Origin of the sequence: Achromobacter sp. Bel (assembly GCF_012928505.1) — a bacterium.
Lineage (GTDB): Bacteria > Pseudomonadota > Gammaproteobacteria > Burkholderiales > Burkholderiaceae_B > Achromobacter.
This window is the reverse complement of record NZ_JABBJN010000004.1, coordinates 20,225-35,207: the sequence shown is the minus strand read 5'-3', so window position 1 is coordinate 35,207 and position 14,983 is coordinate 20,225. Positions and strand designations below refer to the sequence as shown.

The window sequence follows — 14,983 nt, the reverse complement described above, 5'->3', positions numbered from 1 at the left end:
CCTCCCTCTTGCTCTTTGGCGAATCGGGGAGGTGTATGGACGAGCCGCGATCAATCTGTACGAGCCTTGGCGGACTCCTTGGGAAGGTGCGCAAGGACGAGGGACAGCAGCAAATCCTGCGAACGATTGAAGAAGTGGTCTGCACCGGGGACCACGATGATGGGATGCGAGGTGGGTCGGGCCCAGTCCAGCAATGGCGGCAAGGGTGCGGCTCCCCTGTCGACCAGCAGGCGGATCACGCGGGCAAGCACATAGGCGCCGAAAGAGAAGCCGATCAATGCTAAGGGTGCCCGAACAGATTCGTGACGCACCGCCTCTACCACGGTCAGGATGTCCAGGGTTTCGCCCACGCCGTGATCGTAGACGCCGGCGCTGTTTTCCACGCCCCGAAAGCTGGGGCGCAGGACGAGCCATCCTGCATCGCGCAGGCCGTGCGACGGTGCGGTCGATAAGCACTTCAAGCGCACCCGCGGGGCCGGGCATCAACCGCGATTCCGTTTTACCGGTAGACCGCTGGTCCAGGTCGATGAGAGGAGGCATGTTGACCACATAACGCAATGGGGATGCCCCAGATTAATCCGTTATGAAAACGTCGAATAAATAGAATTTCGTGATGGGTATGATCACACCCGGAGATGGTGCGGGCGCTTGCTATTTGGCGAGCCATCGCGCTGAAGGCCAGCGATCCTTCCGGACTGCGTCGCGCGCGCAGTCGATCAGTTCGTTCATGACGCAGTGCACGGAATTGGCCACTGCGCGCGTGGTGGGCTGCGCTAGCACGATGCGACGTATCAGCAGCGGATCAACGACCGGTGATGCCGCCAAGATTCCCCGATCCACGTCATCTGCCACCGCAATCGAGGGCAGGATGGTGTAACCATGGCCGTCCAGCACCAGGCGCTTCTGCACGCTCATCGCGTTGGTTTCCGCCACGATATGCAGTTCGGTTTCCTGCGTGCGCGCGGCCTGCTCGACAAGGGAGCGCAGGCCGTGCGGCGCACTCGGCAGCACCAGCGGACGCCCGATGATGTCGGCCATGCGCACAGGGTTGCGCTTGTCCAGCCCGCTTGCCGGCGGACCCACGAACCACAGGCTTTCTTCCAGCAATGGCCGGAATTTCAAAGCAGGATTCGGCTTTGAGTCGTACAGCAGCGCAAAGTCTACGTCTCCGGTTTCTAGCCAGGATTGCAGGTGCCCGGCATAGCCCGCCGTCAGCCGCAGGCGAATGCCGGGGTAGCGGGCTGCTACCGCGCTCAACAGGGCGCTCGACAGCATGTCGGCGGTGCTGGGAAGCAGTCCGACGGTAACGATGCCTCCCACGGTCCCGCTGGACGGCCGGATCTCGGCCCGCGCCCGATCGAGCTCGTTCAAGGCCCGGCGAGCGTAATCCTCGAGCGTCTTTCCAGCATCCGTCAGCTCCATCCCAAGGCGGCCGCGAGTGAAAAGCGGCGCGCCGATATCTTCTTCAAGCAGTTTCAACTGGCGCGAGACCGCCGGCTGCACGATGTTCAACAGACGCGCGGCGCTGGTCACGCTGCCGGCTTCCGCCACCGTCACGAATGCCTTTAATTGCTTCAGATCCATCCATGCCTCCGGGGTATGCAGATGGGTGATGAGATCCATCAAGAAATTCTATTTAGTTGGCAATTTTATAGCGATATAAGATGGCTCGAAGTACTCAGACCCAGGGAATAGAACCATGACATCGACCACTACGGAGGCGCCGGCTTGGCAGCAAGCCGTGTTTGACGCCTTGAAGTCCGGCGGCATCCGTCAGATCGCTTATGTGCCGGACGCCGGCCACGCCTACGCTATTCGGCAGGCTCAGCTGGATACTGACATCAACGACGTCGTTTTGACGACGGAAGAAGAGGGAGTGGCGGTGGTCAGCGGCGCGTGGCTTGGTGGCCAGCGCGCCGCGCTGCTGATGCAAAGCAGCGGCGTGGGCAATTGTGTGAACATGTTTTCGTTGCTGCGCAGCTGCAACTTTCCCTTCTTGACGCTGGTGACCATGCGCGGTGAGTACGCCGAATTCAATCCGTGGCAGGGGCCGATGGGCAAGACGACGCAGCAGGCGCTGGAACTGATGGGCATCACGGTGCTTAGGGCGTCGAATCCCGAAGAGGTCGGCGAGATCGTCAGTGCCGCGCTCGATTCCGCCTTCCTGGCGGGGGAACAGGTGGCGGTATTGCTGTCGCAGACCTTGATCGGACGCAAAAAATGGGAGAGAAACTGATGTCGGCAAACGTGAACTCATCCTGCGCCGTTGAACGTCGCTCCTTCGTGTCGCAACTGATCGCCGCTGCTCCTGACGCGTTGGTCATTTCCGGCCTGGGGTCGCCGTCCTATGACGTCTTTGCTGCCGGCGACCGGGACCACAACTTCTATCTCTGGGGGGCCATGGGCGGCGCGGCGGCAATGGGACTTGGGCTGGCGCTGGCGCAGCCCGAGCGCTCGGTCGTCGTGATAACGGGGGATGGCGAACAATTGATGGGCATCGGCACCCTGGGCACCATCGCCGCCAAACATCCAAAGAACCTGACGATCGTCGTGCTGGATAACGGCCACTTCGGCGAAACCGGCATGCAGCGCAGCCACACCAGTCTGGGCACCGACCTGGTGGCGGTGGCGCGGGGGTTCGGCATCAAGGACGCCTTCAGCGTCCGTGAAACCGATCAGACGAGCGAAGTCGTGGAACGGGTGAAGGCCCGGCGCGGCGTAGCATTCGTGCAGGTGTTTATCCAGCCGGACGAGCCACCGCGCGCGCTTCCTCCGCGAGATGGCGTCCACGTCAAGAATCGGTTTCGGGCCGCCCTGGACTTGCCGACATTCTGAGCGGAGGCGGCCGCGCGCAGGACGTGGATGCGGCGGTGCAAGCCGCCCATTTCGCCTTTTCCGAAGGGCCGTGGACGGACATGACGGCGATCTGGCGGACAAGATTCACGGATCGACGCTGCCTTGGATAAGAAGGGCTACTTTACGTACACACGCCATGAACCCCTGGGGGGTGTGGCGGCCATCACGCCGTGGAATCCCCCCTTGCTGCAGCCGTGGAAGGTAGCGCCAGCGTTGGCGGCGGGCTGCTCGGTTGTCGTGAAGCCTTCGGAATTCACGTCTGACTCCACGCTGGAGTTTGCGGACCTCCATTGACAGGATCCCAGGAGACTGGAGCGGCAGAGCGAGGAGGAAGATGCGATTGCGCCGAAAAATCGCCGGGCGGAGCATGCTCGAGAATGTCCCCTTCTGGCTGGTTACAGGAATTCGCGGCTGTCCGATCCCGACCCGTTGCAGCCACTGCCCACCCAGTGCGGTTGTTCGCATTGCGGGTCAATAACTAAGGGGGAAATTTCGTGGCCTCTCGGGATCGCACGTGTTAGGTAGCGAACTTTGCTAGGACTTCCAGAACGGCAGTCATAGCCTCACTGGGAGCGGGAAAGCTTCGATGCGCTACGGCCATCGGGCGCATGAGCCGCGGGTGAAGAGGGCGAACCAATGTGTCTGGCGTCCGCTGTTGATCGTCGACTTCTTCCAAGGGCAAGATCGCGGCGCTCTGGCTGGCACTGGCCAAGCTCTTCAATGCGCCGGGGTAGCTCAGAGTCAAATAGGGGCGCGGGTTTAGGCCAGCCTGCCCGAACCACGACGCAACAAGGCCATACATTTGGGTGCCCGGCGCGAAACAGGCCCACCGCCTCGTGGACAACCATTCTGGTGTCACTGTTTCGGGAACCTCCCAGGAAGCAGGTATCAGTGCAACCATTGGGTCGTTTCGCCAGGGAACGAGCGCAACACGCGCGACGGCAGGCTGGGGGCTGGCCACGATGCCGATATCGAGAGTCCCGGCATGTAGCCGTTGCATAGCCTCGGCTGATCCTACTGCCTCCAGCTTCAGTTCCACTCCTGGTTTTCGCCTCTTAAGGGCATCGAGCATCAGCGGCAGCCGTCGCATTCCGACGCCGACCGACACCCCAATCTTTACCAAGCCGTCACCGCCGGCTGCCGTGCTGCGTACGAGATCAATCAGATCGTCGCTCGAGGCAAGTAGCTTGCGCCCCTCTTGCACCAGTGCCAACCCTGCTGGCGTCAGCGCTGTCTGCCTTCTACCGCGCTCGAGCAGGTGAGCCTGCATGCGAGATTCCAGTTCCTTGACATGCAAACTGATCGTCGGAGGTGCAAGGTGAAGTGCCTGGGCGGCAGCTGCGAACGTGCCTAGATCTGCAATCGCTATCAGCGTTTGAAGTTGGTCCAAATTCAAATTGCGCATCAGTATTCCTGACCATTCCGATCAGTAAGGTCAACTTTACGGATGGTAAGGGATATTCGAACATCTCGCTCATGGAAAACAAGACATCCGAACAACAAGACAATGCCGCCCAGGCTCCTGCCGACATGGCACCGGGCCACCCGAAAAAGTGTGTTTCGAGATGGATAGCGGTGACGATCTCTCTACTTCAAAAGGCCGAAAAGAAGATTATTGAGAGCTTTCGAGTGCCTCCGAATGGCGGTTAGTCCAAGGCGTATCTCTAAGTAGCGCTCCCCGTGTTTTTGCAACTGCGCGATAGTGGGCCGACTCGATCGCCTTTACCTCCTGGCCGTGAACGTCCAACTGGGAGTCCTGGTTTTTTCGATCCAAACCCCAGGCGAGCGTTCGAACGGCCGCTCCTGGCCGGCAAGCGACCGCTCGCCGGCCAGGATGCATCAAACCTCTGTTTGTTCAGCCATCTCAAGAGCATCGTCAACCTCGATGCCAAAGTAGCGAACTGTGCTTTCCAGCTTCGTATGCCCGAGCAGGAGCTGTACAGCCCGAAGATTCTTCGTCCTGCGGTAGATCAGAGAGGCTTTTGTACGGCGCATAGTGTGGGTTCCATATGCGGTATCGTCTAGGCCAATCGATGCGACCCAGCGATGCACAATCCGGGCGTACTGCCGCGTCGATAGATGTGGCGACGTATGCAACCGGCTCGGAAACAGAAAATCCGCCGCCTTTAGCCCTCGCGCCTCGATCCATGCTTCAAGGCTCTCACGGGTTTGCTCCGTAATCTCGAATTGGACCGGACGCTGGGTCTTCTGTTGCATGACGGTAGCTCGCGCGGCAACATGGCTTCCGTGACGGATGTCCTGTACCTGCAATCTCGTAAGATCGCACGCTCGAAGCTTGCTATCAATTGCGAGATTGAACATCGCGAGTTCCCGGGTGTTCGAAGCCATCGGAAGCCTCATTCGAATTGCCCAAATTTCTCGGAGCTTTTAGGGGCGGCTTCTGCCCGGTCAGCTTTCCCTTGTTCCATGGCACACGACGACCAACGGCCACATTCGCGGATTCCATGACAATCTCCATTTCAGTAAAGGGAGATTCAGTGTGCTCCTAAGCAGGGGCGCTCTCCGCCCCATAGGCGGCGTTTAACAAAACCACGTCTTACGCGAAAGCTGGGCCACAATGTTTAGTAGAAAGCAGTCCCCCTGCCTCATCGCCTTCTTTCACGCGTGGCCGACGGTGCCTCTCCAAAAATGCGGCGATATTGCCCCAGGGCATAGGAAGAGTACGCATAGCCATGCAGCTCGAACGTCTCGGCAATTGAAGCGTTGCCTCGGGCCGCACTCAGCAAGGCCCAATGTATTGCGTGCAGACGCCTCAAGTGGAGGTACTGCACGGGGCCTAAACCAAAGCAGTTGTGGAAGAAGCTACTCAATGATCTTCGTCCGAGCGGCAAGCCATCAAGCCTGTCGGCATCCGAGGCGGTCCCGTCCATCAGATCGAATAGGTCTAGCGTGGCATCGCACAACGCGTGAGGCGAGACGCCTGGGCGTCCGATCGCTGCCGATCGCTGGCGGCGCGAGTGCACAAGGGCCACGATGGCGTTCTCGATCAGCAAGCGGCCGGTTGCGGTGGGCGTGCATGGGGCCGACGCGATCAAAGCCGCGTGTTTCAGCGTCTCAATCGCACTCGGCGTCGTGTCCAACATTTGCGTTGATCGGGTCCAGCCGCGCAATATCCTGCCCGCTTCGTTATCCGCATTCAACAGCCATGAAGCCAGGGGCAGAGCGATAGTTGTCCATTCGTTAGGCCCTTCCGCTCGGAAGACAAACCCTCGTCTGGGTGCAAGAACTCCCACCTTGCCGTCAGCAAACGGAACGCCGTTCAACCAGGTGGCGCTAGGCCGTCCCGGAGACAACAAGAACATCAAATGTGTGGGCCAGCCAGAAGCCTCGCACAGATTTGGAACCGTCTCCATGCCCTGCTGAACGGTGATGCCGCCGACATCGGTATGCCCGAGCCGCCATCTTCCGTCCTTAGTGCCCAGTAGACGCACCTTTAGGTCGACATTGACGACCGCATTCTCGAACTGTCCGAACGATTCGAAACGTTGCAACTCCATGGTTTCTCTCGGAAGGCGTGAAGAGTTATTGCCAAAATTACCATGGACTTCACCTTCCGTCGCCGGTAAGAATAATGGGGTTCGACTTAGAAATCCGTCCATTAGGTCCCCGATTCGCATCCCAACCGAGGAACGGCATGATCAAGCAACGAGTCGCAATACTCTCTACTGCGCTTTTTTTCGCGAGCGCGTTTCCATTTCTCTCTGGTGCGGCGCAGAAGCAAGAGGCCACACCGCAGACGCAGCCCTCTCCCAACGTGATCATGCATCCCGAATACGCTCAAGCGATCGGTCGCATGGCGTACGTGTGGGGCTGGCCGATGGTGAATATGCTCAATCGGAACGATCGCATAACCAAGGCCCCGCGTCCCGGCCTGCTTGGCGGAATTTTGCCCGTTGCCCCGCGTGGGCAGGTCGGCATGCTGCACGACTACATTGAACCCAGCGAAACATTCGTCACGTGCCCTAACCAGGACGTGGTCTACGGGCTTGGGTTCTTCTCACTGGACGAAGAGCCGGTCATTGCCCAAGTGCCTGATTTCGGGGAGCGGTTCTGGGTCTATGCGCTCTATGATCACCGCACCAATCAATTCGGAGAACTGGGCAAACCCTACAAGAGCAAGCCCGGCTTCTACTTGTTGGTGGGGCCAAATTGGAAAGGCAAGAAGCCCGAGGGCGTGCAGGCTGTTATTCGCAGCCCGACAGCGCTGGCCAACGTCATTCCGCGCATCTTCATGGATGACACGGACCAAGACCGGCAGGCCATCCAGAAGAAGATCAACCAGGTGGTCTTTTATCCGCTGAAAGACTTCAACGGCAAGATGAAGTCCATCGACTGGAAGGCGACTGCCGACATCCCCAACCCCACCCCGGACAGCGCCAGCGTGGGAGAAACCCGCTGGGTGGTTCCGGAGCGGTTCTTCGATCAGTTCGGCCAAGTGCTCGACATGGTGCCGCCGCTTCCGGGCGAAGAGGCCATGTACGCGCAGTTCCGCGCGGTGATGGCCGCCGCAGCAAAGGACCCGGCCATCAAGGAAGCGTTGATGCAGGTCGCGAAGGAAACGGAGGAACAGGTGATCGCGCCGTTTTTCCAGTGGAAGCACAATGGCGCGCCGGCTGGCAACAACTGGAACCGCTCGGTAAACAATGCCCAGACCGGGGTAGATTACTTCAATCGGACGGGTACGGCGAAGTCGAACATGTTCGACAACCGGCCCATCGAAACGCAGTACTTCTATACCGACATGGACGCCAAGGGAATTCAACTGGACGGCGGGCAACGGTACGAGATTACCTTCGCTTCGGGGCAACTACCGCCGGTCAAGGGCTTTTGGTCGCTCACGCTGTACAACAAGCATCATCTTTTCAGTCCAAACGACTTGAATCGGTACTCGTTGGGCACCAAGAACAAGGATCTGGTACGCGGACCGGACGGCTCGCTGACGATCTATGTCGGGCCGACGTCGCCGGGCAAGGACAAGGAGGCCAACTGGCTGCCTTCGCCCACCGAAACCTTTTCGCTCTACATCCGGGCCTATTGGGGCGAGAAGGGCATATTGGACGGCAGTTGGAAGCCGCCGGTCGTCAAAAAGGTTGAATGAACGCGTCTGGCGGCGACGCAGGATTGCAAACCCAGTCCGATTGACAGCATTGGCGCCATGGTCGCGCCATTCTCAGGAGCCTCTACATGCCCGTATTGCCCAAGCTCACGTTGACGGCCGGCATTTTGCTGGCCTCCTTTCCGCCCGCCATGGCGGCTCCTCCGCAGGGCCAGCTACCCATGTCGCCGCTCGTCCAGCAAATCAACAATGGCAATTGGCTGGATCCCAGCGAAGCCGAAAGCCTGCGCGACGAGCTCTACTACCAGCGCGCCGTGCATGCCTACATGACCATGCTGCCGGCGCTGAACGTGATTGGCATGCGCGACGGGTCGGAGAAGGAATTTGGCGCCGGCTACAACGTGCTCCCCATATGGAAGCAGCGTATGGATTCACGGACGATGGTGCCCACGCCAAATGCTGACGTCATCTATTCCATGAGCTACCTGGATCTGAAGAAGACCGGCCCGCTCGTGGTGAATGCGCCTCCGAATGTCATTGGCATGTTCACCGACTTCTTTCAGCGCACCATTACGGACGTTGGCGCTATCGGGCCGGACCGGGCCCGAGGCGGCCTTTTTTTGCTTTTGCCCCCAGATTACGAGGGGCATGTGCCCGCTAGCTACTTCGCTTTCAAATCACCGACATACAACGTCTTCTTGTTTTTCCGCACGGTGATGGCCAAGGGTGATGGCAAGCCCGATCCAACGCCTGCGGTGAAGAATGCTGAGACGACGAGGGTCTATCCGTTGTGGGCGACGGAAAAGGACATCAAGCCGATGAGTTTTCCGGACGCGAGCGGCAAGCAGATCAACATGATGTATCCCATCGACAGTACTTATTGGACCAAACTGAAGGAGTTCGTTGACTACGAGCCGGTGGAGGCCATCGATCCGGAATTGCGCGGTGTGCTGGCGTCCATCGGCATTATCAAGGGTCAGCCCTTCAAGCCCACCGCGCGGCAGGATGAACTGCTGAAAAAGGCGGTAGAAACCGCGCCTAAGATGATTTTGGCGAATCGACAGTTGGGGCGCGAGGATAAGCGCAATCTGTATTACAAGGATCGATATTACGAAAACACGTGGGCTGGCGGAACGGCTGAATGGATGCAGGATAGCTATCTGGACGTCAATCAGCGCGCGAATTTCTTTCAGTTTGCCTATTCCTCCGCGCCCGCTATGGTCATGCATACCACCGGGGCTGGCTCAAAGTACCCCTTCACGGCGCGAGATCAAGAGGGCAACTTCCTGGAGGGCAGCCACACCTACAAATTGCGGTTGCCGCCAAATCCACCCGCGGCTCTATTCTGGGCGGTCACCGCGTACAACATCACCGACGGCACGATGCCGCAAACCAAGCAATTGCTGCCGTCGACCAATGGCTATTACGACATTCCCAAGCAGTCTGATGGCTCTGTAGAGATCTGGTTTGGACCAGAAAAGCCTGAGGGCGTCGCCGAAACCGCGTTCATCCAAACGATTCCCTCTCGTCATTTCCTTGTTGCCCTGCGCTTGTATGGTGCCCAAGACGCCTTCTACGACCAGACGTGGAAGCCGGACGACGTGGTCAAGGTCAAATGATTCCACGCTGCGGCCTTCGACCATCGGTCGATGAGCCGAAGCAATGGCCCGCTATCGATTCGGGGTATGTAATGAACACAGCTTTGATTAGGTTCGCCGTCATGGTTGCGGTCGCTAGCGCATCGGTAGCGATCTCTCTGGAAGTGTCAGCTCAAACAGACGCCGCCGACTCTGCGGCGCAGGCCAACAATCCGCTGGCCAATATGACGGCCTTCAACATCCAGAACTATTACATCGGCAGGCAGACGGAATCCGGCGATACCGCCAACCAGTTCTGGCTGCGTTATGCCCAACCATTCTCCATATCCAAAAGCAATTGGCTGATGCGGGCCTCGCTCCCTGTGAATACGTTCCCAGTGGACAACAGCCACAAGACGGGCATTGGTGACTTGAATATCTTCACTGCCTATCTCATAGATACCGGGAACCCCGCCGTCAGCTTTGGCATTGGGCCGCAGATCACTGCGCCTACGGCGACCAAGAAAGAGGTGGGCAGCGAAAAGTGGTCGGCCGGCCTGGTCAACGTATTGTTCGATGCCAGTTCACCGAAGTTCCAGTACGGCTATCTGCTGTCTTGGCAGAGTAGCTTTGCCGGTTCCAGCCGACGCGAAGACGCGAACTTGGTCGCCTTGCAGCCTTTCGCGATGTATCAGCTCGGTGGTGGCACCTATCTGCGCGCGGCGCCGGTCTGGACCTACAACTTGAAGAACGATGGGTATAGCGTGCCGCTGGGGATAGGGATCGGCCAGGTCTTTAAACGTCAGAAGACCGTCTACAACCTGTTTGTTGAGCCTCAGTTTGCCGTAGCAAGTCGGGGCCCGGGACAGCCCGATTGGCAGATCTACATGGGTTTGAATATGCAGTTTCCGAATTAACGTGACGCTTCCGTGTGCCCGACGCGGCTGAATTCGCAGGCGAGTTGCCAATATGCGGCGCGGTGGTGGCCGATATAGGCCGGGGCCGTGCGTTTCGCATTTGTGCGCTGATCACTTTAAGTTAAGCAAACGCTCGGCCGTAGGGGCCAGCGACCGTTCCTGGCCGATGGCAGTCATTCATCAACCATGTCTAGCGCCCCGTCGATGTGGGGTAGGCGCGCAGGACTGGGAGACCTCGCGATGTGGCACACCCAATCAGCATCCAAGTTCAATAAACGTTGTGGGGAAAAAATGCCATCTTCAATGAACCCTTACGGCCAGAGGGCGCTTACCATCAACCGCCATAGCATTGCGCGTAAGTAAAGTCGACCAGGCGCTTGTCTGAGACATCCTGTGGCGTGGACAGCTCTACTTGGAAATGCCCGAACATATCGTCGTTGCAGATCCTCACGTTCTTGCGCTGCGTACCTTCCTGCAATACGCAGGAGCCGCCAAAACTGTGATTACTCCCAGCGACGCCAACCGGTAGATCAATCAGCCGGCTACAACCGATGATTCGGCCGTTTTGCTTCTGATGCGCCAACGATTGGTTGAACGATTCAACACGGGAGTTGGGATCACGAATCGACACAACATTCACGCATTCGCCACTAACGGTTTGGGTGCCTGGCAGCTTGCAGTCTGAGTACACCTCGCCATCGGCAATATGTTCCTCATTACGCGCCAGCATGGCGATGCGGGTTGTGTAGGCTTGCTGCAGGCAGGCGCTGTCTTGACAAATGTCACGAGCGTATTTAATCCAGTTGCGCTGTTCTTTAGCCAACGCTTTCTTGCCATAGGCATCGGTTGCGGCTAGTGCTGTTCCATAGGCCCCTTGCAATTTTCCATCCAGCGCGGATGTCTCGGCATCGCTACAGATCAACCTTTCCGTAGTGCCCACGGCCTTGTTGCAATCAAAACTGGCGGCTTGGGCGCCCGTCCATAGCGTTGCAAGGCCCAACGTAAAGAGAAGCTTCATCGCAGGTGCATACCGCATCTTCAGTGCGTAAGCGGGTGGGCGTGTTGAATGCGGCTGGGTCATGATCCTATCTTCTCAAGTTGTATGTTGATGATGTCTTGCGTACAGCACAACACATCGCCCTCGTGACGCGTCAAATCAGCTTGACCGAGCTAATGCACATCTCTGGTCTTGTGATCTTGGAGCATCAGAAAAAATTGTAGTCTGACACCATTTTTGGATCCTGCGAGGGGCCATAGGGACGCAGGCAATCAAACAATTTATACCCGGATAATATTGACGGATTAATTTAATCCGGGTAAAAATGCATCCAGCGATTATCGCGATCAAGGATGCAACGATGAGCTCATTCGATTTGAACGTTGGCGCCACCGCGCCGCTGTCCCATGAAATCGACCTGATGGACCTGCACGTGGAGGGCGCGTTGCCGCCCGAGCTGGACGGGGTGCTGGTACGCAACGGCCCCAACCCGCTGCGCGGCCGCTTCGAGGGCAACGACGTGCTGTCGTGGTGGCCCCAGCCGGCGATGCTGCACGCCATCGAATTCCGGGAGGGCCGGGCGGCGAGTTACCGCAACCGCTGGGCTCGCACCCGGATCTGGGCAGGCGAACGTGCGTCGCATCTGGCGGCCGACCTGCCCGACACCAATCCCAACGTCAACGTACTGCGCCACGCCGGTGAAACGCTGGCGTTGGCCGAGGGCGGCGCCCCGCTCGCGATGACGCCGCAGCTGGACTTCCTGGGAGCCAGCCGGCGTCATCCGGGCCTGGCGGGCGGCATGACCGCGCACCCGAAGGTGGACCCCGTGACCGGCGAGTTGATGAGCTTCCGTTCTCACTGGGAACCGCCCTGGTTGCGCTACGGAGTGGCGGGTTCCGACGGCCAGCAGGTGCTGGACCAATTGATCGACATGCCTGCGCCGTCGATGATGCACGACATGGCGATCACCGGCTGCTACAGCATCCTGTTGGACCTGAACGTGGCGTACGACTTTTCCATGCTGTCGCGCGGATACCGCATGCCGCTGCGCTGGCACGACGAGCGTCAGTCGCGACTGGGCGTGATCCCCCGCCATGGCGGGCCGGTACGCTGGTTCGAGGTGGCACCATGCTTCATCCTGCACGTGGTGAACGCGTACGATCTGGACGCCACGACGCTGCTGCTGGATGTGGTGCGCTACCCGGAATACCTGCGCGTGTCGCGCAGCGGCGCGGGCTTCGAAGAGAACCCCTTGGGCGTGCTGTGGCGTTACGTGATCGATCTGGCGCGCGGCGAGGTCAGCGAGCGGCAATGGGACGAGGCCGGCATTGAACTGCCGCGCATCAACGAGGTCCGCACGGGGCGGCCTTACCGCTATGCGTACGCGGTGCAGCAGCCCACCAATGTGGAAATGCGCGGCGTAGTGCGCTACGACATGGAAAACGGCGCGACCCAGCAGTATTGCGTGCCGCCTGGCGACCAGAACAGCGAGCCGGTATTCGTGTCGCGGCCGGATGCGCGGGACGAGGACGACGGCTGGGTGCTTGTGTGCGTGTACCGCCAGGCCAGCGACACCAGTGACGTGGTGGTGCTGGATGGGCGTGATCTGGATGCCGGGCCGTTGGCGACGGTGCGGTTGCCGCATCGGATTCCGGCGGGGTTCCATGGGGCGTGGCTGCCACGGGAGGACGGCGCCCCGCCACCGTATAGCCGCCCTGGCTAGGTACTTGCCTTCGCCGTAAGGCCTGTGGCGCGGAGGACTGGGAGACCTCGCGATGTCGCACCCCCAATCAGCATCCAAGTTCAATAAACGTTGTGGGGAAAAAATGCCACCTTCAGTGAACCCTTACGGCCAGAGTGAATACACTGAATTTCACTAAGTCTTGATGTAAAGCGTGTCGCGTTTCCACCTTCTATGAACATCGACATCAGGCGCGGCTCTGCGTCAGGAAAGCCAGCATGCGGCGCGCCAGTTCACGTGGCTGCTCTTCGGGCAGATAGTGGCCGCAATCCTCCAGTACGCCGCCTTGCAGGTTTTGCGCCAAGGGCTTCAAGGCCTGGTGCAGATCCGGCGCGCTGCCCCGGTCGCCACCCAGCGCCAGCACCGGCACCGTCAGCGGCGTATCGCGCAGCGCCCGGTTCTGCGCCGCGTCTTCCACCGCCGCGCGGTAGTACCCCAACATGCCCCGCAGGCCGCCCAAGGTCTGATAGACGCGTTCGTACTCGTCGATGTCCACACGGCTGAAGACCCCTGGCTTGTTGGCGGTCTTGCGCGAAAAGAACCATTCGATCAGAATGCGCTCGCGCCCGGCCAGCAAGGCTTCGGGCAGGTCCGGCACGCTGTTGAACAGGAAATGCCAGCTCTTCCAGTTGTCTGGCCCCAGTTCGATGGCGGGCTTCAGCGTCACCCCGGGAATATTGGCGTCCAGCAGCACCACGCGCTCGACCTCGGCCGGGTAACGCGCCGCATACGGGTAGGCGATCCAGGCGCCGATGTCGTGGCCCGCCAACGCATAGCGCGTCAAGCCCATGGCGTGGAACAAGGCGCGCAGCCGCTCGCCGGCGGTGCGCGTATCGTAGCCATCCAGGGGCTTGTCCGAATCGCCCTGCCCCGGAAGATCCACCGCGACCACGCGGAAATGCGGCGCCAAGAGCGGCATGACCCGGCGCCACGCGTACCAGCTCTGCGGGAAGCCCGCCAGCAGGATCAGCGCCGGGCCTGCGCCGCCTTCCACCACGTGATAACCCAGGCCGTCCACCGATACCCGCCGGTGCTGGAACGTCACGCCGTCCAACGCGAAGGCGTCCGGGCTTGCGAATGTGTTCATTGTCGATTGCTCCGTGTCAATGCAGCGTGCCGCCGCCGACCTTGATGTCCTGGGTGACGGCTAGCGATGTCGCCACCATGATCTTCACGCCATGCACCAGCACGTCCAGCGCCAGGCTGGGCGCGCCAGGATGACGGGTCGCCATTTCCGGCAGATACGGCACATGCACGAAGCCGCCCCGCAGCGCGGGCCGCTCCGTGGCAATGAAATGCGCCAGGCCATAGAAGATGGTGTTGCAGTTGTAGGTGCCCGCCGTCAGCGACACCGACGCCGGCACGCCGCCCGCGCGCAGGTCGCGCACGATGGCCTTGATGGGCAGCGACGAGAAATATGCCGCCGGGCCGCCCTCCACCACCGGTTCGTCGATGGGTTGGTGGCCGTCGTTGTCCGGAATGCGCGCATCCACCACGTTGATCGCTACCCGCTCGACGGTCACATCGCTACGCCCGCCCGCCTGTCCCAGGCAGATCACCAGGTCCGGTTGCACGTCTTGGATCGCCTGCCGCAGCACACCCACCACCTTGCCGATCACGCAGGGCAATTGGCGCGCCACCAGGCGGGCGCCGGCCACCTCTTCGCCGTCCAGGCGTCGCGCCGCCTCCCAAGACGGATTCAGCGTTTCGCCATCGAAGGGTTCGATTCCGGTGATGAGCACGGTGGGCATGGCATGTTCCTTTTCTGTATCCATGCCGGCCATCGTAGAAGCGCGCCTGGCAATTATTGAAATCGAT

General features: G+C 59.9%; 13 protein-coding genes and 2 pseudogenes. 7 read left to right on the top strand and 8 right to left on the bottom strand.

Features of this window, described 5'->3' with window-relative positions; all coding sequences use genetic code 11:
- Positions 1-50 precede the first annotated feature (50 nt).
- Together HG262_RS03790 and HG262_RS03785 are read right to left on the bottom strand one after the other, a co-directional pair.
- On the bottom strand, positions 51-383 hold the full coding sequence (locus HG262_RS03790; RefSeq protein ID WP_248293226.1) for a hypothetical protein: 333 nt from the start codon (positions 381-383) through the stop codon (positions 51-53).
- 268 nt (positions 384-651) lie between these two features.
- Positions 652-1,623, bottom strand: coding sequence for a LysR substrate-binding domain-containing protein (locus tag HG262_RS03785; protein ID WP_248293225.1), 972 nt, complete (start codon positions 1,621-1,623; stop codon positions 652-654).
- 76 nt (positions 1,624-1,699) lie between these two features.
- Between HG262_RS03785 and HG262_RS03780 the strand changes: the two genes are divergently transcribed.
- From HG262_RS03780 to HG262_RS31125, 3 genes and pseudogenes are all read left to right on the top strand, one after another.
- The gene (locus HG262_RS03780; protein ID WP_169269775.1) at positions 1,700-2,236 is read left to right on the top strand and encodes a phosphonopyruvate decarboxylase; all 537 of its coding nucleotides are present in this window, start codon (positions 1,700-1,702) and stop codon (positions 2,234-2,236) included.
- A gap of 11 nt (positions 2,237-2,247) precedes the next feature.
- Positions 2,248-2,835, top strand: a complete 588-nt coding sequence (locus HG262_RS03775; RefSeq protein WP_348984358.1) for a thiamine pyrophosphate-dependent enzyme — start codon at positions 2,248-2,250, stop codon at positions 2,833-2,835.
- 8 nt (positions 2,836-2,843) lie between these two features.
- Positions 2,844-3,144: pseudogene (locus HG262_RS31125) on the top strand (aldehyde dehydrogenase family protein); the annotation flags it as partial.
- A gap of 229 nt (positions 3,145-3,373) precedes the next feature.
- On the opposite strand, the gene HG262_RS03765 reads toward HG262_RS31125, so the two are convergent.
- The 3 genes and pseudogenes from HG262_RS03765 to HG262_RS03755 all read right to left on the bottom strand — a co-directional run bounded on the left by HG262_RS03765 (position 3,374) and on the right by HG262_RS03755 (position 6,374).
- A complete protein-coding gene (locus tag HG262_RS03765; protein WP_169269773.1) occupies positions 3,374-4,261 on the bottom strand; it encodes a LysR family transcriptional regulator in 888 nt (295 codons plus the stop codon).
- Positions 4,262-4,695: 434 nt separating this feature from the next.
- Positions 4,696-5,323 (bottom strand): annotated as a pseudogene (locus HG262_RS03760) (tyrosine-type recombinase/integrase).
- Positions 5,324-5,462: 139 nt separating this feature from the next.
- On the bottom strand, positions 5,463-6,374 hold the full coding sequence (locus tag HG262_RS03755) for a helix-turn-helix domain-containing protein (protein WP_169269772.1): 912 nt from the start codon (positions 6,372-6,374) through the stop codon (positions 5,463-5,465).
- 137 nt (positions 6,375-6,511) lie between these two features.
- Between HG262_RS03755 and HG262_RS03750 the strand changes: the two genes are divergently transcribed.
- From HG262_RS03750 to HG262_RS03740, 3 genes are all read left to right on the top strand, one after another.
- Positions 6,512-7,975 carry a DUF1254 domain-containing protein gene (locus HG262_RS03750; protein WP_169269771.1) on the top strand — a complete coding sequence of 488 codons (1,464 nt, stop codon included), beginning with the start codon at positions 6,512-6,514 and terminating at the stop codon, positions 7,973-7,975.
- An 86-nt stretch (positions 7,976-8,061) separates the two neighbouring features.
- Positions 8,062-9,552 (top strand): DUF1254 domain-containing protein, encoded by a 1,491-nt coding sequence (locus tag HG262_RS03745; RefSeq protein WP_169269770.1) that lies wholly within the window; start codon positions 8,062-8,064, stop codon positions 9,550-9,552.
- 71 nt (positions 9,553-9,623) lie between these two features.
- On the top strand, positions 9,624-10,427 hold the full coding sequence (locus HG262_RS03740) for a hypothetical protein (RefSeq protein ID WP_248293224.1): 804 nt from the start codon (positions 9,624-9,626) through the stop codon (positions 10,425-10,427).
- Positions 10,428-10,761: 334 nt separating this feature from the next.
- On the opposite strand, the gene HG262_RS03735 is transcribed toward HG262_RS03740, so the two are convergent.
- Positions 10,762-11,508 (bottom strand): lysozyme inhibitor LprI family protein, encoded by a 747-nt coding sequence (locus HG262_RS03735; RefSeq protein ID WP_248293223.1) that lies wholly within the window; start codon positions 11,506-11,508, stop codon positions 10,762-10,764.
- Positions 11,509-11,785: 277 nt separating this feature from the next.
- Between HG262_RS03735 and HG262_RS03730 the strand changes: the two genes are divergently transcribed.
- The gene (locus HG262_RS03730; protein ID WP_169269769.1) at positions 11,786-13,147 is read left to right on the top strand and encodes a carotenoid oxygenase family protein; all 1,362 of its coding nucleotides are present in this window, start codon (positions 11,786-11,788) and stop codon (positions 13,145-13,147) included.
- A gap of 205 nt (positions 13,148-13,352) precedes the next feature.
- Here HG262_RS03730 and HG262_RS03725 read toward each other — a convergent pair whose 3' ends face one another.
- Complete coding sequence (locus HG262_RS03725) at positions 13,353-14,252, bottom strand: alpha/beta fold hydrolase (RefSeq protein ID WP_169269768.1); 900 nt, start codon at positions 14,250-14,252, stop codon at positions 13,353-13,355.
- A 16-nt stretch (positions 14,253-14,268) separates the two neighbouring features.
- Positions 14,269-14,916, bottom strand: a complete 648-nt coding sequence (gene pcp / locus HG262_RS03720; protein ID WP_169269767.1) for a pyroglutamyl-peptidase I — start codon at positions 14,914-14,916, stop codon at positions 14,269-14,271.
- Positions 14,917-14,983: the final 67 nt, after the last annotated feature.